The organism is Serratia sp. NPDC078593 (assembly GCF_050268245.1).
Lineage (GTDB): Bacteria > Pseudomonadota > Gammaproteobacteria > Enterobacterales > Enterobacteriaceae > JBNNGK01.
The window spans coordinates 103,693-125,552 of the sequence record NZ_JBNNGK010000005.1; the positions used below are offsets into that span (position 1 = coordinate 103,693).

Annotated in this window: 21 protein-coding genes; 7 read left to right on the forward strand and 14 right to left on the reverse strand. The window is 52.3% G+C overall.

Annotated features, from left to right (window positions below; all coding sequences use genetic code 11):
* Positions 1-13: 13 nt before the first annotated feature.
* The 4 genes from ACQKDS_RS07820 to pdxY all read left to right on the forward strand — a co-directional run bounded on the left by ACQKDS_RS07820 (position 14) and on the right by pdxY (position 3,421).
* Entirely contained in the window at positions 14-316 is a 303-nt protein-coding gene (locus ACQKDS_RS07820; protein ID WP_399668419.1) for an MliC family protein, read from the forward strand.
* Between the two features lie 89 nt (positions 317-405).
* On the forward strand, positions 406-1,059 hold the full coding sequence (pdxH, locus tag ACQKDS_RS07825; protein WP_399668416.1) for a pyridoxamine 5'-phosphate oxidase: 654 nt from the start codon (positions 406-408) through the stop codon (positions 1,057-1,059).
* A 141-nt stretch (positions 1,060-1,200) separates the two neighbouring features.
* Positions 1,201-2,475 carry a tyrosine--tRNA ligase gene (gene tyrS, locus ACQKDS_RS07830; protein WP_399668413.1) on the forward strand — a complete coding sequence of 425 codons (1,275 nt, stop codon included), beginning with the start codon at positions 1,201-1,203 and terminating at the stop codon, positions 2,473-2,475.
* An 85-nt stretch (positions 2,476-2,560) separates the two neighbouring features.
* Positions 2,561-3,421, forward strand: coding sequence for a pyridoxal kinase PdxY (gene pdxY / locus ACQKDS_RS07835; RefSeq protein ID WP_399668410.1), 861 nt, complete (start codon positions 2,561-2,563; stop codon positions 3,419-3,421).
* A gap of 38 nt (positions 3,422-3,459) precedes the next feature.
* On the opposite strand, the gene gstA is transcribed toward pdxY, so the two are convergent.
* The 5 genes from gstA to ACQKDS_RS07860 form a co-directional block, all read right to left on the reverse strand.
* Positions 3,460-4,065: a glutathione transferase GstA gene (gstA, locus tag ACQKDS_RS07840; protein ID WP_399668407.1), complete on the reverse strand. Its 606-nt coding sequence runs from the start codon at positions 4,063-4,065 to the stop codon at positions 3,460-3,462.
* Positions 4,066-4,158: 93 nt separating this feature from the next.
* Positions 4,159-5,043, reverse strand: a complete 885-nt coding sequence (dapA, locus tag ACQKDS_RS07845; RefSeq protein WP_399668404.1) for a 4-hydroxy-tetrahydrodipicolinate synthase — start codon at positions 5,041-5,043, stop codon at positions 4,159-4,161.
* A gap of 482 nt (positions 5,044-5,525) precedes the next feature.
* Positions 5,526-5,789 carry a DUF3811 domain-containing protein gene (locus ACQKDS_RS07850; RefSeq protein ID WP_399668401.1) on the reverse strand — a complete coding sequence of 88 codons (264 nt, stop codon included), beginning with the start codon at positions 5,787-5,789 and terminating at the stop codon, positions 5,526-5,528.
* A 318-nt stretch (positions 5,790-6,107) separates the two neighbouring features.
* Positions 6,108-6,377: a hypothetical protein gene (locus ACQKDS_RS07855; protein WP_399668398.1), complete on the reverse strand. Its 270-nt coding sequence runs from the start codon at positions 6,375-6,377 to the stop codon at positions 6,108-6,110.
* Positions 6,378-6,527: 150 nt separating this feature from the next.
* Positions 6,528-7,709, reverse strand: a complete 1,182-nt coding sequence (locus tag ACQKDS_RS07860; RefSeq protein WP_399668395.1) for a benzoate/H(+) symporter BenE family transporter — start codon at positions 7,707-7,709, stop codon at positions 6,528-6,530.
* A 112-nt stretch (positions 7,710-7,821) separates the two neighbouring features.
* On the opposite strand from ACQKDS_RS07860, the gene ACQKDS_RS07865 reads away from it, so the two are divergent.
* Positions 7,822-8,382, forward strand: coding sequence for a helix-turn-helix domain-containing protein (locus tag ACQKDS_RS07865; RefSeq protein WP_399668393.1), 561 nt, complete (start codon positions 7,822-7,824; stop codon positions 8,380-8,382).
* 257 nt (positions 8,383-8,639) lie between these two features.
* On the opposite strand, the gene dtpA is transcribed toward ACQKDS_RS07865, so the two are convergent.
* From dtpA to rsxD, 5 genes are all read right to left on the reverse strand, one after another.
* The gene (gene dtpA, locus ACQKDS_RS07870) at positions 8,640-10,154 is read right to left on the reverse strand and encodes a dipeptide/tripeptide permease DtpA (protein WP_399668390.1); all 1,515 of its coding nucleotides are present in this window, start codon (positions 10,152-10,154) and stop codon (positions 8,640-8,642) included.
* A 593-nt stretch (positions 10,155-10,747) separates the two neighbouring features.
* Positions 10,748-11,389, reverse strand: coding sequence for an endonuclease III (gene nth, locus ACQKDS_RS07875; protein ID WP_399668387.1), 642 nt, complete (start codon positions 11,387-11,389; stop codon positions 10,748-10,750).
* Positions 11,389-12,087: an electron transport complex subunit E gene (locus tag ACQKDS_RS07880; RefSeq protein WP_399668384.1), complete on the reverse strand. Its 699-nt coding sequence runs from the start codon at positions 12,085-12,087 to the stop codon at positions 11,389-11,391. The genes nth and ACQKDS_RS07880 overlap by 1 nt, the downstream gene beginning before the upstream one ends.
* Complete coding sequence (gene rsxG, locus ACQKDS_RS07885; RefSeq protein ID WP_399668381.1) at positions 12,084-12,713, reverse strand: electron transport complex subunit RsxG; 630 nt, start codon at positions 12,711-12,713, stop codon at positions 12,084-12,086. Before rsxG ends, ACQKDS_RS07880 begins: the two co-directional genes overlap by 4 nt.
* Positions 12,714-12,722: 9 nt before the next feature.
* Complete coding sequence (gene rsxD, locus ACQKDS_RS07890; protein WP_399668378.1) at positions 12,723-13,808, reverse strand: electron transport complex subunit RsxD; 1,086 nt, start codon at positions 13,806-13,808, stop codon at positions 12,723-12,725.
* A 367-nt stretch (positions 13,809-14,175) separates the two neighbouring features.
* Between rsxD and ACQKDS_RS07895 the strand changes: the two genes are divergently transcribed.
* Complete coding sequence (locus tag ACQKDS_RS07895; protein WP_399668375.1) at positions 14,176-15,069, forward strand: helix-turn-helix domain-containing protein; 894 nt, start codon at positions 14,176-14,178, stop codon at positions 15,067-15,069.
* A 25-nt stretch (positions 15,070-15,094) separates the two neighbouring features.
* Here ACQKDS_RS07895 and rsxC read toward each other — a convergent pair whose 3' ends face one another.
* The 4 genes from rsxC to ACQKDS_RS07915 form a co-directional block, all read right to left on the reverse strand.
* Positions 15,095-17,596 carry an electron transport complex subunit RsxC gene (rsxC, locus tag ACQKDS_RS07900; protein WP_399668372.1) on the reverse strand — a complete coding sequence of 834 codons (2,502 nt, stop codon included), beginning with the start codon at positions 17,594-17,596 and terminating at the stop codon, positions 15,095-15,097.
* Positions 17,589-18,164, reverse strand: a complete 576-nt coding sequence (gene rsxB / locus ACQKDS_RS07905) for an electron transport complex subunit RsxB (protein WP_399668368.1) — start codon at positions 18,162-18,164, stop codon at positions 17,589-17,591. The genes rsxC and rsxB overlap by 8 nt, the downstream gene beginning before the upstream one ends.
* Positions 18,164-18,745, reverse strand: a complete 582-nt coding sequence (rsxA, locus tag ACQKDS_RS07910; RefSeq protein ID WP_399668365.1) for an electron transport complex subunit RsxA — start codon at positions 18,743-18,745, stop codon at positions 18,164-18,166. Before rsxA ends, rsxB begins: the two co-directional genes overlap by 1 nt.
* 148 nt (positions 18,746-18,893) lie before the next feature.
* Positions 18,894-19,331, reverse strand: coding sequence for a DUF2569 domain-containing protein (locus tag ACQKDS_RS07915; RefSeq protein ID WP_399668362.1), 438 nt, complete (start codon positions 19,329-19,331; stop codon positions 18,894-18,896).
* Between the two features lie 814 nt (positions 19,332-20,145).
* On the opposite strand from ACQKDS_RS07915, the gene ACQKDS_RS07920 reads away from it, so the two are divergent.
* Positions 20,146-21,855 carry a ShlB/FhaC/HecB family hemolysin secretion/activation protein gene (locus ACQKDS_RS07920; RefSeq protein WP_399668359.1) on the forward strand — a complete coding sequence of 570 codons (1,710 nt, stop codon included), beginning with the start codon at positions 20,146-20,148 and terminating at the stop codon, positions 21,853-21,855.
* Positions 21,856-21,860 lie beyond the last annotated feature (5 nt).

A 21,860-nucleotide genomic window follows, 5' to 3' on the forward strand; every position in this document is an offset into this window, starting at 1 on the left:
AAGGAACCTTACAATGAATAAATTAATGATTGCTGGCATGGTGTTGGCGCTTGGTGGATGCAGTTACGTCCTGCCACAAAAAAGCCAGGTGTTGCATTATCAATGTGGTACGACACCGTTGACCGTGTCGGTGAACGGTGCCGATAGCACGGTCAGTTTCTTGATGGACGGCCAGCAGCTCACGTTGAAGCAGCAAATTGCCGCTTCAGGTGCCAAATATGCGGATGATAAATATACCTTTTGGTCAAAGGGGCAAAATGCTTTCGTAGAACGAAATGGTAAAGTCATGATGAATGATTGTACGTTGGTGAACTGAAACGCAGCCAGCCGCGCCGCAAAGATTGAGATTCTGGCGCGGCAAGCGCAGAATGAACCTTCGTATTTTTCGCTAGGTTGATAAACCTGATGTCTGAGAATAATGAATTTGATGTTGCGGACCTGCGCCGCGAATATACGCGAGGTGGCCTGCGTCGTCAGGATCTGACGGCAAACCCGCTGACCTTGTTTGAACGCTGGTTGAAACAGGCTTGTGAAGCGCGCCTGGCCGATCCCACTGCGATGTGCGTGGCGACGGTAGATGAGAACGGCCAACCGTATCAGCGTATTGTATTGCTCAAGCATTATGACGATGAAGGGCTGATATTTTATACCAACCTTGGCAGCCGTAAGGCGCAGCACTTGGCCCACAACGCCAAAATCAGTTTGCATTTCCCGTGGCATATGCTGGATCGGCAAGTCAGTTTTCTCGGGCACGCCGAACGCTTATCGACGCGAGAAGTGATGAAGTATTTCAGTAGCCGCCCTAAAGATAGCCAAATTGGGGCTTGGGTCTCGCAACAGTCTTCGCGCATTTCCGCCCGTGGGGTACTGGAAAGCAAATTCCTCGAACTGAAACAGAAATTCCAATCGGGTGACGTCCCTCTGCCCAGTTTTTGGGGGGGATTCCGCGTTAAATTCGATTCGGTTGAGTTTTGGCAAGGTGGTGAACACCGGTTACATGACCGTTTTCTCTATCAGCGCGACGGGATTGACTGGAAAATAGACCGACTGGCACCCTGACAGACGGAAAATCCCTATAAGCGCTGGTACAGTTGCCGCTGGCGCTTTATTCTATGCCCCTTATTCCCAATTTATTATTTCGCCACTGGGCGAAAGGCCGTGTACCGGCAAAGGTGCATTCGTTTATACATGGAGAACTTGATGGCTAGCATCAACCTGATTCAGCAACTGCAAGAGCGGGGCCTGGTGGCCCAAGTAACGGACGAGGAAGCGTTAGCAGAGCGACTGGCGCAAGGGCCAATTGCACTGTATTGCGGCTTCGATCCGACCGCTGACAGTTTGCATTTGGGCCATCTGGTGCCTCTGCTGTGCCTGAAGCGTTTTCAACTGGCAGGCCACAAGCCGGTGGCGTTGGTGGGCGGGGCGACCGGTCTGATTGGCGATCCGAGCTTCAAAGCTGCGGAGCGCAAACTTAACACAGCGGAAACCGTTAATGAATGGGTTGAGAAAATTCGCAAACAGGTTTCGCCATTCCTTGATTTCGACTGTGGCAGTAACAGCGCCATCGCCGCCAACAACTATGATTGGTTCGGCGGTATGAACGTACTGACTTTCTTACGTGATATCGGTAAACATTTCTCTGTTAATCAAATGATCAACAAAGAAGCCGTGAAACAGCGCTTGAACCGTGATGATGTCGGTATTTCGTTTACCGAGTTCGCTTATAACCTGTTACAAGGTTACGACTTTGCCGAGTTGCATCAGCGCCATCAAGTGGTGTTGCAAATTGGGGGGTCCGATCAGTGGGGTAACATTACTTCGGGTATCGATCTGACCCGCCGCATGCATCAGCAGCAGGTGTTTGGCCTGACGGTGCCGTTGATTACCAAAGCTGATGGGACTAAGTTCGGCAAGACTGAAGGCGGCGCAGTATGGCTGGCACCTGAAAAAACCAGCCCGTATAAATTCTACCAATTCTGGATCAATACCGCCGATGCGGATGTATACCGCTTCCTGAAGTTCTTCACCTTTATGAGTTTGGAGGACATCAATGCCCTGGAAGAAGAAGATCGCAACAGTGGCAAAGCACCTCGAGCCCAATATGTATTGGCTGAAGAGGTGACGCGCATGGTGCATGGAGAGGAAGGGCTGGCGGCGGCACAGCGTATCACCCAGAGTTTGTTCTCAGGTGCACTGCACGAGATGACGGAGGCTGACTTTGCCCAATTGGCACAAGACGGTATGCCGACTATCAAATTGGATAATGATGCCGATCTACAACAGGCGTTAGTCAGCGCAGAATTGGTTCCGTCACGCGGCCAGGCACGCACCATGATCGGTTCTAATGCGGTCTCTATCAACGGTGAGAAGCAATCTAATCCGGAATACACCTTTACCGACGACGATCGCTTATTCGGCCGTTATACGCTGCTGCGTCGTGGTAAAAAACATTATTGCCTGGTTGATTGGCAATAAGAAGAATTAATACCAAGGGGCTATCAAGGCCCCTTTATTATTCATCAAGGTGGGGAGATTCCACCTGTGGACTCAATTCAGAATAATGAAAAATATCCTATCTATTCAATCGCATGTGGTATTTGGCCACGCGGGTAATAGCGCTGCAGAATTTCCGATGCGTCGTATGGGGGTCAACGTTTGGCCGCTGAACACCGTGCAGTTTTCAAATCATACCCAGTATGGCCAGTGGACGGGGTGCGTAATGCCCGCCAGCCATCTGAGTGAAATTGCACAAGGCATCGCGGCTATCGATCAACTGAAACATTGTGATGCCGTGTTAAGCGGCTATATCGGTTCACCGGAGCAGGGCTGTCATATTCTGGATATTGTTCGTCAGGTAAAACAGGCGAATCCCAAAGCCTGGTATTTTTGTGACCCGGTGATGGGGCACCCAGAAAAGGGCTGTATCGTTGCGCCGGGCGTGGCAGAGTTTTTGTGTCAACAGGCGTTGCCGTGCAGCGACATGATCGCGCCAAACATTTTGGAGTTAGAACAGCTTACTCAGCGGGAAATTGGCAGCGTAGCGCAGGCCGTTGCCGCCGCGCGCGAATTGACGGCCAAAGGGCCGAAAGTGGTGTTGGTAAAACACCTCAGCCGTGCGGGGTATCACCCGGATTGCTTCGAAATGTTGTTGGTTACCGCAGAAGAGGCTTGGCATATCAGCCGTCCGCTGGTGGACTTTGGTGTGCGTCAGCCGGTAGGCGTAGGCGATCTGACCAGTGGTTTATTATTGGTTAACCTGCTGAAAGGTGAGGCATTAGATAAAGCCCTGGAGCACGTGACTGCCGCAGTATACGACGTCATGCTGGTAACGCAGGAAATGGGCGAGTATGAACTGCAGGTGGTTGCGGCACAGGATCGTATTGTACAACCTCAGTGTCACTTTGCTGCCGTGAAACTGTAATCGAACTACCCCCGCATGTTTGCGGGGGCAAACGGCGGTTACTTTAATCCTTCAGCATTGAGCGTCGCGTCTACAGCCGGGCGCGCCGCTACACGCTTCATATATGCTGAAAGGTGCGAATGCTGTTGCAGATCGAACTGTAAGGCTACGGCCCAACGCAGTACGGTAAACAGATAAGCATCGGCGACGCTAAACCGGCTACCCAGTAAATACTGTTGTTGTGCCAATATCCCGTCTAAATAGCTAAAGTGCTGTTCCAGTTTTGCCCGTGCGATGGCCCGATACTCATCAGGCGTTTGCGGATTAAACAGAGGGCTAAAGCCTTTGTGCAGTTCAGTTGCTACAAAGTTTAGCCACTCAATGGCGTGGTAGCGTGAGAGCGTACCCACCGCTGGAATGAGATGCCGATCCGGCACCCGATCGGCCAGATATTGGACAATAGCAACGCCTTCTGTCAGCAGACTGCCATCATCAAGCAGTAAGGCTGGCACTTGCCCCTTTGGATTAATCGTCAGGTAATCGGCACCGCTTTCGGTCTTTTTTTGCGCCAGATCGACTTTTTCCGCGGTAAAATCCAGACCAGCCTCACGTAAAATAATGTGCGGTGACAGTGAACAGGCGCCAGCTTTATAGAACAGTTTCATCGTAAGACTCCTTGATAACGATAAATGACAGGCATGCTTAACCTTTTATCCTAGATCCATAAAGCAGAACTTACAGCATCAGAGTTAACATATTTAGATAACGGGTTCGTCAATCGGTGCTAATTGTGCCAATGTCGCTGCTATTTGATGTTGTAGCGTCTGCGGTGCGGTTTGCATGGGCGAGCGTAGTTCGTTGTGGATATGGCCTTCTGACGCCAATGCGGCCTTCACCGGTGCAGGATTCGGGAAGCTGAATAATTGATGTATTAACGGCAATAACGCATAAAAATTGGCGCGCGCCGCCGCCAGATCGCCGGCGGCAACGTGTTGCACCAGCTGTACGAACCGTTCTGGGCAAAGGTGTGCGGAGGCGGAAATTGCGCCACTTCCGCCTAAACACAACGTGGAAAGGATCAAATTATCTTCCCCCGTCAGCACATCAATCATTCCGTCACTGATCAACGCCATGGTGGTGTCCGCATTGCCGCCACAGTCTTTGACCGCTTGGATTTGCGGGTGACGTGCCAACTGGCGAAGTGTGGCTAACTCCATCGCAATGCCGGTTCGATACGGGACGTTGTACAGGATAACGGGAACGCGGGAGGCATCAGCCAAAGTGGTAAAATACTCAATCAAACCAGACTGCGACGGGCGAATATAATACGGTGCGGGTATGAGTAAGCCAGCTATATTGCGTTGTTGAATCTCTTGCTGCATCTGCAAGGTAGCGGTCATATTATTGCCCGATAATCCCATCACCACCTGATGCGCCGGAACCACGTCCAGTACCGCATCCAGCACGGCCAACTGTTCTTCCTTACTGAGCGCTGCGGCTTCACCGGTTGAGCCACAAACCACTAATCCATCGATATCTGCGCTAATGAGGCGTTGCGCTAATTTCTTTATCGCCGGGATATCGATTTTGTTGTGGTGAAAAGGCGTAACCAGCGCAACCCAAATACCAGAAAAAGCGGCCATAACAATGTCCTTGAGAACTTACAGATAAACAAAGTTTTATGATGAGGAGAGTTCGATAGACTGTCAATTCATAACAGACTATTAACATTGTTATTCATGACGTTAGCGGGCAGATGAGTTTCACTAATGAAGTGGCGAGGGGGTGCATGTCTCAGTGCGGGCAGGTTGTGACTGTTTGATGAGCGTCTCTGCCTCCGTCTCGTAGGCATGGTTATTCCTTAAATGGAAATGAATCCTTTTACGTTGTTTTAGATAACGAAGACGCGATATTTCGACGCTATAAATGATAGTTTTTTGCCGCTTAGGTGCAACGGCAGGGGAACCAAGAAGTTAAAGAATAAGGCACTGTTGGCAGCGTGAGGTTGACGACAACATTGTCTGATAACCTGAGCATAGCGAGGGGCGCTCCGGCGGCTTACGCCACGGAACCCATCGCTACGCTCGGACCTCAACAGTCTGAGCTCACCGTTGGTGGACTGGGTTCAGCGATGGGGGCGGCTGCTGATAGAAGAAGCCCAGTTGAAGGTTTCTCCGCTGGGTTTTACACGATTAGCCTTGCGTTCGGCACGAGCGGCTTTGGCTATTTTTTCTCTGGCCGCGGCAATACGCGCGATGGCCTCATCTTTTACTCTGTTTTGCTCGGCATTAGTCAGTGGGCGGCCATGGCTTTTACGCGCTTTATCCAATTCTGTTTTCACTTCACGTTGTTCGCTTTCTGTCATTTCTTTCAGCGTCAGTTTTTTCATTTTTATAACCTGGGTCGGCGAAGTTGATTTTCAGTGTAGCGCATCTTTACGCCAGAATATGCTGTTAAGGTAACGCTTTATTCGTTTACCAGCGATAAGGTTCCTGAAAGTGGAACATATACGCTGTTTGACGCACGTTTTTACCGCGGTTGGTACGCGTTTAGAGTGAGGCGGGCGAAAGTATTGTTACCCGGGGCTTTCACCGGGAATGAACCGATGCACGGCAAACGCTTTCTTGCCTCATTGGTTCATCTGTAGCGGATGCTTGATGAACAACGCCCGGTTTGTCGGCAGCGCTAAAGTATGCGAAGTGAGGAGTTAATCGGTATGCTTATGACCAAATTTTTCATCAAACTCACGGCGATAAGCGCGCGCTTTATTGCGATCGCGAATCCATAAATAACCGCACACGATAGCCACGGCAGTAGAAAAGAGGATATTACGCATATCCTTGTCATAGTAATACACCAGTAATGCATCTAATACCGCGATAAAGGCAATCCATTTGTAGACGTGAGATTGCCGTCGCGTCGCGGCATTCAAGCGTTTCAGCTGTCTGGCTTCGTGCAAAACCGGTTTTTTTTGCATAACTACCCATTACTCATAATGTTAACCGTAAACTACCAGATCTTTCTACCCAACCGCAAAAGATAACGCGGCTTTTTAAGCTGGCGGAAGGAGCCGGTGATTTTTTACGCCAACTCATTGAGTGTCGATAAGAACAGGGGTTATTTTGGCTTACGAGGGGCGGCGAGGCAGGGAGAAGATCACATGCGCTATCACTCCGCCAATTAATCCCCAAAATGCTGCGCCGATGCCTAATAAGCTGACACCGCTGGCAGTAATCAAAAAGGTGATAACTGCCGCATCACGCTGGTGCTCATCGTGCAACGCCCGTTGCAGACTCCCCGCAATCGTCCCCAGTAATGCCAAACCGGCGATGGTGTGAATAAGCGCCGGAGGTAGCGCACTGAATAACAGCCCGATCGCGCCACCAAAGATGCCGGCAAGCACATAAAAAAGACCTGCGGCCACTGCTGCCATATAGCGTCGTTTGGGGTCGGGATGCACATCTGGACCCATACAAATTGCGGCCGTGATGGCGGCAATACACACCGAAAATCCGCCAAAAGGCGCCAACAACAGGGCGGTAAGCGCCGTCCAGCTAATGATGGGTGAAGTGGGTACCTGGTAGCCAGCGGCTTTTAGCGTTGTAATTCCGGGCGCATTTTGCGACGCCATCGTAACAATGAAAAAGGGGATGCCGATGCCTAACAGCGTGGAAAGTGTGAAGTGCGGTGCAATAAACGCCGGTGTAGCCAATGCCCACGTCTGTTGAGCAAAGGAAAGGTTGCCTTGCAATGCCGCGATCGCCAACCCGGCGCATAAGGTCAAAACGATAGCGTAACGTGGCAGGTAGCGCCTAGCCAACAGATAAACCAGACACATGCCACCGCTAAGCGCCAAGTTTGTCTGGAGTGCACCGAACGCATCCAAGCCAAACCGTAACAGGATTCCGGCCAGCATGGCAGCGGCAATAGCCTGCGGAATATAATTCATCATGCGGGCGAAGATCCCGGTGACGCCACACAGCAGAATTAATCCTGATGCAAAAACAAATACGCCAATGGCTTCGTTTATGGTGGTGCCGGGTAGGCTGGTCACCAGCAATGCTGCGCCAGGCGTTGACCACGCGGTGAGAATCGGGGTGCGATAATACAGCGATAACCCTAAAGAACTCAGCCCCATGCCGAGTCCGAGCATCGTCAACCAGCCGCCGATCTGCAACGGCGTTGCCCCAGCGGCGGCGGCGGCCTGGAAGATAATCGCGGCGGAACTGGTGTATCCCACTAAAACCGCGACAAAGCCAGCGATAACGGCCGGGAGGGTCAAGTCACGTAAAGAAATGGGTGGTTGCATGTCGTTCACCATATTGGATTGTGCGTTATAACGCACGATAAGTTTCAAGCATAGCATCGTGCGCTATAACGTACAAGTGACTATAATCAGGCGTTTTACTGAGGAGGAACGCATGCAAGATTTGGGCGAACATTTAGCACGAACCTTAAAAGACCTACGCGGACAACGTGGCTGGAGCTTGACGCAAACGGCTGAATATACCGGCGTGAGCAAGGCGATGTTAGGCCAAATTGAACGCGGTGAGTCGAGCCCAACGGTTGCCACGCTGTGGAAAATCGCCACCGGTTTTAATGTGTCCTTTTCGGCTTTTCTGGAGCGTTCAACGCAACCGCAGCCTACGTTACACCGTCACGGTGAATTGCCGGTATTCCATCAAGAGAATGCGGCAATGCAAGTCGTGCCGCTGTTTCCTTACGATCAACAACTCGGATTTGATATGTTTGTGATTGATTTAGCGCCTGGCGCGTTCAGCGAGTCTTCGGCTCACGAGCCTGGCGTTATTGAACATGTGGTGGTGATCAGCGGTGAATTAGAGTTGGAAATTAATGGTCAATGGTCGGTTTTGGCGGCCGGTGAAGCGATGCGTTTTCAGGCTGATTGCCCACATGCTTACCGCAACAGTAGCGATCGCCCCGTACGTATCCACGATTTAATCCATTATCCACCGGCTTAAAGCTGGTGATAAGCGCTGGGGGCGGCACGCGATCCTGCGTTAAAGGTGTTAAGCCAATATAGCGTGGGAGAGTTCGCGCAAAAGTGGGGTAAATCGATATCGGTTTCTGAGCTGCGTCAACGGTACTGACAAAGGCTGGGAAAGGTATAGGGTAATGTGCAAAGATGAGTGTCACCAAACAATGTTACATGCCGCTCAGGCATCGCTGAGCGGCATGTGAATGACACCGGTATTGTTAGCCGATCGTCAAACGTAGTTTAGTTAGCTGCAGAGGCTGTCTGCATTTTCTCTTCGGTGTCTTCAGCAGTATCCAGTGTCATGCGATACAGCTTCGGTGCTGTTAGCATCATCAAGATGGCGATAACCGCCGTAGCAATACCGATTTGCATAAACACGTGGCTATAAATTGCCAATGAAGCATGTGCGTCGTTCACATCACTTGGCACCGCCGTCAGACCCGCGACTTTACCGGCAATCAACGCTGCCGCCGCAGTGGTCAGGAACCAAGAGCCCATAATAAAGCCCATCAGACGCTGTGGAACTAACTGTGCCACCATCGCCAAGCCCAAGCCGGAGATCATCAATTCACCGATACTTTGCAGTGCGTAGCTCAGAATTAGCCAGTTAACGGAAACGATACCTTGCTCATTGGCGAAGCTGGCTCCCCACGGCAGTACCAGGAACGCGCCTGAACACAAAATCATACCGAAAGCGAACTTGTGCGGCATCGGCAGACGATCGCCCATCTTATTATATAACGCCGCCAAAATCGGGCTGGCCAGCATGATCCAGAATGGGTTCAGTGCCTGATATTGCTCCGGTTCGAAAGCCACGCCTAAAATGCTGTGTTCCACGTTATGAATAGCGAAGAAGTTCAGTGAAGTTGGCATCTGGCTGTACAGAACAAAGAACACCACCGCTTCGAGCATCAGCAAAAATGCCACGATCATTTTACGGCGAGCGGCGCCGCGCATGGCAAAGGTTTCTTTGGCGAATACGATCACAATACCCAGAGAAATAATAGCCAGCGCCCAGCGAGCGATAACCTGATTGTGCAGTAACCAACTGGAAAGAGCGATCAGCGCTACGACGCCAATGACCACCATCAGCAGCTTTTGCAGTTGCAGCGGTTTGAAATCAGGTTTAGAACCGTGCTGGCGAACCCACCGGTGGCAAACCATAAAGTTGACCAAGGTGATCAGCATGCCGACAACGCTCAATGAGAAAGCGACGCTCCAACCGTATTTAGCGGCCAACCAAGGGGTTGCCAGCATTGACATGAAGGAACCGATATTGACCGACATGTAGTACATGGTAAACGCGCCATCAAGACGCGGATCGTCTTTCTCATAACAGGTAGACAGCAGAGAAGAGGGGTTAGCTTTGAACAGGCCGCTACCTACGGCGATCGTTGCCATGCCAAGATAGACCCAAAAGATGTCATGACCCGAGTAAGCGACCATCGCGTAGCCTACTGCCAGCACCAATGCGCCGAGCATAATGACACGTTTGGTGCCGAGGACTTTATCGCCCAACCAGCCACCGATCGCCACGAAGCCATAGACCAGCGCGCTGAAAGAAGAGAACAGGGTGATGGAATCGGCTTCGCTCAGGCCAAGCATTTTGACCAGATACACGGCCATAATGCCTTGCAGGCCGTAATAACCGAAGCGCTCCCAAAGTTCGATCGAGAAGATCAAATAAAACGCCTTGGGTTGTTTGAAGGCGTTTAAACTCACGTCTTCTGGATGTTTGTTGTTTGCTGTTGACACTGGTACCTCTATTTTTCACAACCCGTCAAGAAAACGGGAAATACAAAAGGTGATGCAAGTCCGCATCCTTCTGCGTTGTTATAAGATGTAATGACGGCGGTTAATGTTCACTATCTTTGTCAGTGTGGCAAGCTTTTTGACATATCCCGTTACATATAACGACAACGACATTATGCAACTATGTTGCAAATGTTATGCAGAATTAACGTTGGTGTTTTATTTATTTTGCGATTTTTTATATCACTCAAAAGCTACGCAGCTTATAGCTAGTGATATGTTCTGCCATTTCGTTGCATACTAGATGATATCCGTACAGAGTGACTTATATGCCTTGCAATGTCATGCATATGTAATGATATAAAACATTATACAAAATGGAGTGCGCGCGCGGTTCACTTGCGCACGCCGTGCGGCTGACAAAATGTGATCTTGTTTGCAAATTTATGCTAATTTTTTGCTTGAAATTAAGTTAAACCGTGTTCTTCTACCCAAGTCCATCGCGGCGATAGGGTTACTGCTGTGCGGTATCACATTTCTGATAAAAAACGGGGCAACATTTTGCGCTGGTGCGGGCGCACAGCGCAGCCAATAGGTCAGGCGTCAGGATAAACTTTCTCTTTGTACTCACACAGATCTTCAATGATACAGGAACCGCAGCGCGGCTTACGCGCTATGCAAGTGTAGCGGCCATGCAGGATCAGCCAGTGGTGGCAATCAACCTTAAATTCTGCGGGAACCACCTTCAGCAATTTTTCCTCTACCTGGTCGACATTTTTACCCGGCGCGAAACGGGTGCGATTGCAGACGCGAAAAATATGCGTATCAACGGCGATGGTAGGCCAGCCGAAGGCCGTATTCAGCACCACATTGGCCGTTTTGCGTCCGACACCAGGCAGCGCTTCGAGCGCCGCGCGATCCTCAGGAACGACACCACCGTGCTGTTCCAGCAAAATGCGGCACGTTTTGATCACATTCTCGGCCTTGCTATTAAATAGACCGATGGTTTTGATGTACGCCTTGACGCCATCTACGCCAAGCGCCAGCAGGGCGGCAGGGGTATTGGCAACGGGATAAAGCTTCGCGGTGGCTTTATTAACGCTGACGTCGGTCGCCTGTGCCGACAGCAGCACGGCAATCAGTAGCTCAAACGGGCTGGAAAATACCAGCTCCGTGGTCGGGTGTGGGTTGTTATCACGTAGACGGGTCAGAATTTCCAGACGTTTTTGCTTATTCATTAGGCTTTCCCTGGCTGCTCTTGCTCCAACGGGGGTTTAGACACCACGCCGTTGGCTTTGCGCGCTTTCATCTTTTCATCAATCACATATTTCGCCGCTAACATCAGGCCGAGGCCGATAAATGCGCCAGGTGGCAACATGGCCAGCAGGAAAGGGCTGTCGAAATGTACGACTTCTATCCGTAGTACTTTAGCCCAACTGCCCAGTAGCAAGTCCGCGCCGTCAAACAGCGTACCGTTGCCGATAAGCTCGCGCATTGCGCCGAGCACAAACATGGCTGCCGTGGCGCCAAGGCCAATGAACAAGCCGTCAATCAGCGCCAGACCTACAGGCTTACGGGCGGCGATGGCTTCAGCGCGGCCAACCACAATACAGTTGGTTACGATCAGTGGAATAAAGATCCCTAGCAATTGATACAAACCAAAGGCGTAGGCATTAATCAGCATTTGCACGATGCTAACTGCTGCAGCGATGATCATCACATAGATAGGAATACGTACTTCGCTGGGCACCCAGCGGCGCAGGGCGGAAACCGACCCATTGGTGATCACCAACACCAGCGTGGTCGCCAGCCCTAGCCCAAGCGCGTTAGTGGCGGTAGACGTGACGGCCAACAGGGGGCAAAGCCCGAGCAGTTGCACCAGTGCGGAGTTATTCTTCCACAACCCCTCAATCATTAACGTTTTCGCTTCACTCATTCGCTGGCTCCACAGGTAGGTAATGTGTCAAGTTTTGACGGCAGCGTTTCCATATACAATGCGGTGCGCCGCACGGCGTTGACGACCGCGCGTGGCGTAATGGTCGCGCCGGTAAACTGATCGAACATACCGCCGTCTTTTTTCACCGCCCAACGTGCATCGTCTGGGCCATCAATTTTTTTGCCACTAAAAAAGGTGATCCAGTTACTGATACGCAACTCGATTTTATCGCCCAGCCCCGGTGTTTCATGATGCTCAATGACGCGTGAGCCGAAAACATTACCGCTAAAATCAGCGCCAACCAGCAGTTGGATCGCACCGGAATAACCATCGGGCGCGGTAGTCTCTAGAGCCGCCCCGATCGGTTGCCCCTGCTTACGCGCCAGATATAAACGATGTGGGCGGTCGTTGCCCAAGGCAGGATCGCTGACCCAATAGCATTCGGTTTGCATGTCGTTGTCATAAAAATCAGGTGAAATGACCTGATCCAACAACGCTTTTTGCTGAAGCGCGGCCTGATGAGCAATGGTTTTTTGTGTCAACGCATGGACCACCGCGGTTAAACCGGTAGTGACGGCGGCAAACAAGGCCAGCGTCGTGCCATGCTTTCTCATTGATTGCAGCATGATGGCTCCCTAGCGATGGCCGTAAGCACGCGGTTGCGTATAGTGATCGATCAACGGCACGGTGATATTCGCCAACAAAACGGCAAACGCCACGCCATCAGGATAGCCGCCATAAACGCGAATCAGCCAGACTAACAGACCAATCAGGGCACCGTAGAGCAGACGACCGCGAGGCGTCGTTGACGCACTGACCGGATCGGTGGCGATAAAGAAAGCACCTAGCATTGTCGCGCCAGAAAACAAGTGGATAAGCGGCGAAGCCTGCTGAGCAGGGTCTAACCAATAGGCTAAGCCCGAACAGCAGGCGATTGCCGCCAACATACTGAACGGAATCTGCCAGTGAATCAGCTTGCGGCCAAGCATAAACACACCGCCGGCCAGAAACCCCAGGTTTACCCACTGCCAGCCAATACCCGCTAACGCACCGCTTAATATAGGGGTTTGCAGTACAACATCGATCGGATGACCACTGCGTAAGCCGGTTTTAAAGCTGTCGAGCGGTGTGGCCTGACTGATACCGTCAATGCCCATTTGCAGCTCATGCAGTGGGGTGCCCTGTGTTGTATGGCCGGTAAAGATCGTCAGCATCACGTCCGGTATTGAGAGGGCGGTGGCACGCAGTTCATCCGGTGGTAACCAACTGGTCATCTGTACCGGGAAGGAAATCAGCAACACCACGTAGCCCACCATTGCCGGGTTAAAGGGGTTTTGCCCTAAGCCGCCGTATAACTGTTTTGCTATGACGATCGCAAAAGCCGTACCAATGACGATCATCCACCACGGCGCCAGCGGTGGCAGGCTGATGCCGAGCAGTATAGCGGTCAGCAGGGCGGAGTTATCGGCCAAGCGCGCACGAACGGGCTGTTTACGTATTGCTAAGATGGCGCTTTCCGCCAGCAATGCCGTCGCCATTGCCAATGCGATTTGAACCAGGCTACCGTAGCCAAAGAACACCACCTGAGCGGCGAGGCCAGGAATACAGGCCAACATAACCCAAAGCATGATGCGACGGGTGTTTTGCTGGTTATGTGTGAAAGGAGAACTGGCAATATGTAAGCTTTTGGCAGCTGTTTGTTTTACTGGCCTGAACTTCATAGCGTGACGACACCTGTCTTTGCCGTAGTAACGGCAGGTTCTAAACGCCGCGTAACGGACGTAGGAAAATTGTTAGCGCAGCATTCTACCTTATTCCTCACCTGCGTAATACGCATTGATGATAGGGATACTCAGCGTTTAGCACGCGTTGAGCCGCGGTTAAGGCAATTGTGTGATTTTTCTGGCCTACATTTTGCGCTAGCTTAAATTTGACATAACCATTAACAGGATAAATTATCAGCGATATATTAATATCCCTAATTAACAGATATGAAGTGTTACCGGTATTTTCGCACAAAATAATAACTTTTACATAATCCATGTAAGTTACCATCCGGAATAATATTGAGTTGATGAATGCATAATAATGGCAAATGAAGATATTTTTTTTATTGAAGAGCTGATTGAGTGGGTCGAGACACATCTGGAAACCCGCCCAAACTTGGACGAAGTCGCGCGTATTTCTGGCTATTCCAAGTGGCATTTACAACGTAAGTTTAAGCGCATTACTGGCATTCAACTGGCTACCTACATCCGTTCGCGTATCCTGACGCGGGCGGCCGTTGCCCTACGTATCACCCATCGTACAATTATTGATATTTCTGATGAATTAGGTTTCGACTCACAACAGACGTTTACCCGTATGTTCAAACAGCGCTTTGGCACCACGCCGAACCGCTACCGCTCAATGGACAAATGGGATGTGAAAAACCTGATGCCTCGTTTCAGTTTTGATGCGCAATACGAAAAGGGTTATTACCCTGAGGTGAAGCGATTGACGCTGCCAGAAATGCATTTAGTGGGTTTTTCGCGGCAGTTGGATTTCGACGTCGTAGACGGTATTGAACATTCATCGTGCATGGCGATGAAAGATGAGATTTTTTCGCATTTTTTCAAAGGATTAAGTAGCGATTGCCATAAAGTTTATAGCATTCACTCCGGGCGTAGCTGCGATGAGGGTGAGTTTTCAGCGGTTCATGCAATGGCTGTCGAAACACAGCACCGCGGGGATATTCTTTCCGGTCATCAGATAGATAACATCCATATTCCAACACGGGAATATATCTCGATTACCCGGCAAGGCACGGCGAAAGAATGCGCGCAGTTTTTTGCCTATTTGATCACCCATGTGATGCCGGGCCTACGGCATGAAGTGAAAGGCAGCGTGGAACTGGAAATCATCGAAATTGCGCAGTGGAATCAAGACTCAAAAATGCGCCAAATTGATGTGAACTATACCTATCTGATTTCTATAGATTAAGTGCCTTGCGTCCTGCAAGGCGCTGTTAAGACTCACTCTCTGTTTCAGCCTGCTGCGCGGCCTTCTTGGCTTTAACGCGGGCGATGGCTGCCGCCACGGCGGCTTTGCGCGGGTCGTCCTCGCTAGCCGTCGCCGCCGGGGCAGTTTGCTCAGGTGCTGCCGTTTCGGTCTGTTGCGCGGCCTTCTTGGCTTTAACGCGGGCGATGGCTGCCGTTACGGCGGCTTTGCGCGGGTCGTCCTCGCTAGCCGTCGTCGCCGGAGCAGTTTGCTCAGGTGCTGCCGTTTCGGTCTGTTGCGCGGCCTTCTTGGCTTTAACGCGGGCAATGGCCGCCGCCACGGCGGCTTTGCGTGGGTCGTCCTCGCTAGCCGTCGTCGCCGGAGCAGTTTGCTCAGGTGCTGCCGTTTCGGTCTGTTGCGCGGCCTTCTTGGCTTTAACGCGGGCGATGGCCGCCGCCACGGCGGCTTTGCGTGGGTCGTCCTCGCTAGCCGTCGTCGCCGGAGCAGTTTGCTCAGGTGCCGCCGTTTCGGTCTGTTGCGCGGCCTTCTTGGCTTTAACGCGGGCGATGGCTGCCGCCACGGCGGCTTTGCGTGGGTCGTCCTCGCTAGCCGTCGTCGCCGGGGCAGTTTGCTCAGGTGCCGCCGTTTCGGCCTGCTGTGCGGCCTTCTTGGCTTTAGCGCGGGCAATGGCCGCCGCCACGGCGGCTTTGCGCGGATCGTCTTCTACCGCTGGTGTTACGGGGTGCGTCGGCTCAGGCGAAGAGGCGGGGGTATTCTCGGACTGTTGGGCGTCTTTTTTGGCCTTTACGCGCGCCAATGCGGCTGCGACGGCGGCTTTACGGGGATCGTTAATGCCATTATCTTCGGTCGCCGGAGCGTCATGACTCGCCGGCGATTGCCCCAGAACCTGTTGCTGCGCCTTACGTTCGCGCGCCTGCGCTTTACGCGCCTCGCGTGCGGCAATCATTGCGCTGTTATCCGGTTCCTCGCCTCCTTTCGCTTCGCCAACCGCGGCAGTATTTTTGCTGCGCACTCGCGCCAACGCAGCCTGAACCGCATTTTGATCGTCATCGGTCAGTTTAACCGCCGCTTTCTGATGGCGAGCTTCACGCGCCAGTTTCTCGCGCTCCATACGTGCCAGTTTGGCTTCGTAACGCGCCTTGGCTTCCGCCGCGCGAGCCGCTTCCTGATCGATAGCTTTGATCTCGGACTTTTCCTGCCGGTAATACTGTACCAACGGAATGTTGCTTGGGCAGACGTAGGCGCACGCACCGCATTCGATGCAGTCAAACAGATGGTGATTACGCGCTTTATCGTGCTCTTGACCGCGACTAAACCAGTATAACTGTTGCGGCAGTAAACCGGCCGGGCAGGCGTCGACGCATAATCCACAGCGAATGCAGGATTGCTCCGGTTCTGACGGTGCCATTTCGTCCACTGTGGGAGCCAGAATACAGTTGCTGATCTTAACGATCGGAACGTTGAGCGCAGGCAGGGTAAAGCCCATCAACGGACCGCCCATCACCACCATTTGTTTCGGTTGCGGTTGGAAACCTGCGAATTTTAACAGGTGTTCGACCGGTGTACCGATGCGCGCCCACAGATTACCGGGGGAACTCAATGCTTCACCGGTCAGCGTCACGACACGCTCAATCAAGGGTTCACCGTCGACGATGGCGCGTTTTATAGCAAAAGCGGTGCCGACATTTTGCATCAATACGCCGATAGCAGAAGAGTGCTTGCCGTGTGGGACTTCTTTACCGGTTAAAATTTTAGTCAGTTGCTTGGCGCCGCCAGAGGGATACTTGGTCGGGATCACCCGCAACGCAATGTGCGGATGCTCTCGCAGTGCCAGTTTGAGTGCGGCGATGGCGTGTGGTTTATTGTCTTCGATGCCAATCAGCGTCACTTTGGGGTTCAGCAAGTAGCGCAAAATTTCAGTGCCTTGCAGAATTTGCTCGGCATGTTCCTGCATCAGCCTATCGTCCGCCGTGATATAAGGTTCGCATTCGGCGGCGTTGAGAATCAAGGTTTCAACACCGCTAGCCCCGCCTTGCAGCTTACTGGCGGTGGGGAAACCGGCGCCACCCAACCCGGCAATACCGGCCTGATGGATGCGGGTAATCAATTCTGAAGCAGCCACCTGGCGATAATCCGCTACTGGCGTGCGATCACACCAGCGATCTTCGCCATCGGCACGGATGATCACACACAGCTCGGCCAAGCCGGAAGGGTGGGCGGTAATATGGGGCTTGATAGCAACTACCGTACCGGAGGTAGGAGCATGAACCGGTAAGGTACGGCCCCGCCCGACGGTTAGCGGTTGGCCTTTCAGCACCGAATCACCCACGTCGACAATCAGTTCACCCTCGGGCCCCAAATGCTGTTGCAACGGGATGATAAAGATCTCGGGCAGAGGCGCGTGACGCAGAGGAACGCCGTTGGACTGCGTTTTCATTTCCGGTGGATGGATCCCGCCGTCGAAATCCCAGATCCGATCTTTTTTAAAGGCGGCGAACAGATTAAACATGTTGCTCCACGTGAATGACTTGCACAGGGATGCTTTGTAGATCCCATTTCCAGTTAGCGGTGGTAGTGGCGAGTGGCTTCATCTCGATACAGTCGGTTGGGCAAGGGGCGACGCACAGGTCGCACCCGGTACACAAATCGGTAATCACGGTGTGCATGGCCCGCGTGGCACCGACGATAGCGTCCACCGGGCAGGCTTGAATGCACTTAGTGCAGCCGATGCAGTTAGCCTCATCGATAAAAGCGACCTTTCGTATCGGCTGGGCCACCTCATCATCACCGCCCAACGGCTGCGGTTCGACATTCAGTAACTCGGCCAACTTCAGCATCACTTGCTCGCCCCCGGGGGCACACTTGTTGATCATTTCACCGTTGGCAACCGCCTCGGCATACGGCCGGCAACCGGGATAACCACACTGGCCACACTGGCTTTGCGGTAAAATCTCATCCACCTGTTCAGCGATCGGGTCTTCTTCGACTTCAAAGCGGCGGGCGGCAAAGCCGAGCACCAAACCAAATAGCAACCCAAGGGCGCTTAGTGCCGCAATGGCAATCCATAATGCGCTCATTAGAATTTCACCAACCCGGTAAAGCCCATAAATGCCAACGACATCAGACCGGCGGTGATCAGTGCGATGGATGAGCCGCGAAACGGCGCGGGGACGTCAGCCACGGCCAGACGTTCACGGATAGCGGCGAACAAGACCATCACCAATGAGAAGCCCGCGGCGGCGCTAAAGCCGTAAACGGCGGACTGCAGAAAATTATAGCCGAGATTGATATTGAGCAACGCCACGCCGAGCACCGCACAGTTGGTGGTGATCAACGGCAGGAAAATGCCTAACAGGCGATACAGTGCCGGGCTGGTTTTACGCACCACCATTTCGGTGAATTGCACCACAACGGCGATAACCAGAATGAAGGCCAGCGTACGCAGATACACCAGATCCAGCGGCACTAAGATAAAGGTGTTGATGACCCACGAGCTGATTGAGGCCATGGTCATGACGAAAGTCGTCGCCATCCCCATGCCAATAGCGGTCTCAAGCTTCTTGGAGACGCCCATAAACGGGCACAGGCCAAGAAACTTTACCAAGACAAAGTTGTTCACCAGTACGGTGCCGACAAAAAGGAGCAGGTATTCGGTCATTGCAACGCCTAAAAAAAGAAAAGCGGCTTATTATCGGGAATCAGCCGTATAACGACAACATATGAATTGCAATGATAATACCTTTTTCAGTATTTGCTGGCCAAAAAATGGACAGTTGAGCGTGCAAATCGTGCTTTCACCAACGGAATTACTGGGTAAAGGTGCCTTTAACCCGCTTTGAGCGTTTGATGTAGGGCACAAAAATTACCGCCATTAACAGTGGCCAACCCAGGCTTCGTACCGCCAGCTCATCGGGAATGGGCGAAAAGGCAAACGCTTTGATGGCTAGCAGCACAGTGATCAAGAGCCATATCAGGAACAACTTTGGGAAACGGCGTGAGCGATGGCAAAACAGCCACAACAATTGCAGGGTAAACAACCACATCACCAGCGTGGTAAAAACAGAGAAATACCATTGGGTGCTAAATGCCTGTGCATTGGTCATCAAATAGTCACGTGATTCTGGCATGACAATCGCCATACCGTAAAGCAACAGCATTAAACTGGCGCTGAGCAGTGTGACGATCAGATAGGCCAAAGGGGCTAACAACCAACCGCCGATGCGGGGGTATTCAACGTGGGACATAATCGCTTCCTGAGTGACAGTTCAAAGCAGTAGCCGCATAGAGTAACGGCTAATCAAGGTAACGTCATCCCCGCGCGTGCTGTCTTGCGGTTTAACAACAGATCCGTCCGGTTTGGCTTCGAGGGCGCACTGCTAGCAGCAGGCCGGGCATGCCCGGCCACTACGACGGTGAACATGACCACTGGGTGAATGGAACGCCGGGGGCTTATCCGTAGGGGCGTGGCATGCCGCGCACGTTTGATGATGGATACTATCGACATGCATGCCCGGCCACTACGACGGTGAACATGACCGCAGGGTGAATGGAACGCCGGGGGCTTATCCGTAGGGGCGTGGCATGCAACGCCCGTTTGAAGATGGGTACTATCGACAGGCTGGCCGGGCATGCCCGGCCACTACGCGGGCGCTGGTAGCGGGTGGTACCGCGTTGCGCGGGATTGCTGCGTAGGGGCGTGGCATGCCGCGCCCGGCAATCATTCTACAATTTATGCGGTGAATAACGTGCCACTCCGGACTCGCCACCTGTCATCACGCCCAGCCTACAGCAGACTGTTACGTTTAAACATATTTAGAATAATCATGTCACATTCATTGAATTCAGCATATCCTGCTAGATACCCGATAATTTAAAAAATTAATCAAATCATTATTAACATTTAATATAATTTAATTTCATATCAAATGGGACTTTTCTTATCATTTCTCGTTAGTTCAATAGGTTATGCGGCGATTATTGCTTGTTGATTATTGCTGTACTCCCTAAAATGCCGAAAAACCACCGCGTGATATATTTACATTTTTAAAGGTATCAGGGATGAACCGTCGTTATCAGCACTGCCTGGCTGGCCTTGTCTGCCTGGTCTTCCAACCCGTAGCATCAGTTTCGGCCAATATGCTTTCGCCATCTCTGCCTGAGCAAGCCGCCGCGATTGATGCGCAAGAACAAATACGCCAACAGCAACGGGAGCGAGCGTTACAGCAACAAAATGCCCCTGATAAGGATATTCGCCTCACGCGCCCGAGCGCCGCGTTGCCTGATTATCCTACCGATGAGTCCCCGTGTTTCCCGATTAACACTCTGCGTTTGGAAGGGGAATCAGCCCCGCGTTTCCAATGGGCGCTGAAGGCGGCAGAGGGTGCGAAAGGCCGCTGTTTAGGATCGCAAGGGATCTTGTTGGTTATCAATAAGGTGCAAAATGCGCTGCTGGAGAAAGGCTATGTCACCACGCGGGTGATGGCGCAGGAGCAGGATCTGACTCATGGCCAATTTACGCTCACGTTGCAACCTGGCCGTATTGGCCGTATTCATTTTGTGGAACCGGTGTCGTATCGCGCCCGGTTATGGAATGCTATGCCCGCCCGCGCCGGGGATATTCTGAACCTACGCGACATTGAGCAAGCGCTGGAAAACTTCAAACGTGTCTCCAACGTTGAGGCCGATATCAAGATTGTACCGGGGGAAAAAGAGGCGACCAGCGATTTACAAATCGTCTGGCAAGAAAGCCGCCCATTCCATCTCAGCCTTGGGCTGGACGACAGTGGTGCAAAGAGTACCGGCAAATATCAAGGTTCGGCGACATTGTCGATTGACGCGCCGTTTGCGCAAAACGATCTGTTTTATGTCAACGTAGGCAGAAGCTTGTTCCGCAACGGCCCTTACGACAGCCGTTCCAATACCGTCAACTACACCATCCCGATGGGCTATTGGAGCTTTTCCGCCAATTATAACGACTACAACTATTACCAAAATATCGCCAATGCCAACGAGACGTTGACCTATAGCGGCCGCAGTGAGAATACGCAGTTGACGGTATCGCGCTTGTTGTTCCGCAATCAATCGCACAAAACCACCCTCAATGTGCGCGCTTATCGCCGTCATTCCACCAACGCTGTCGACGACATCATGCTTGATCAGCAGCAGCGGCGCACCGCAGGCTGGGAGCTGGGTCTGAATCAACGCAGTTATCTCGGTAGCGCGACGCTGGATGCCAACCTCAATTGGCGACGCGGCACCGGTGCCTTTGGCGCCATCCCTGCACCGGAAGAAGCCTATAACGGCGGAACATCCCGCCCCAGTATGCTGATGGCGGATGCCAGCTTGAATCTGCCGTTCCAATGGGCCACACAACCTTGGCGTTACAACGTCAGCGTGCGTGGGCAATGGAGCAATGATCCTCTGACGCCACAAGATCGTCTGGCTATCGGTGGGCGCTATACCGTACGCGGATTTGATGGCGAACAGAGCTTATCCGGTGAGAAGGGGCTGATCTGGCGTAATGAGCTGGCGTGGAATGTTTTTGCCCGTGGTCATGAGCTGTATTGGGGCGTTGATTACGGCCGGGTTGATGGCCCAGGCACCCGCCATCTGGCCGGGCGGCAATTAGCTGGCAGCGTGCTGGGGGTTCGCGGTGCGCTGTGGCAACGCGTGAGTTACGACCTGTTTGCTGGCCTGCCGCTGTATAAACCTGAGGCATTTTCGACGTCAGGCGTGACGGCCGGGTTCAGTATCAACCTGCAAATTTAGCGGTG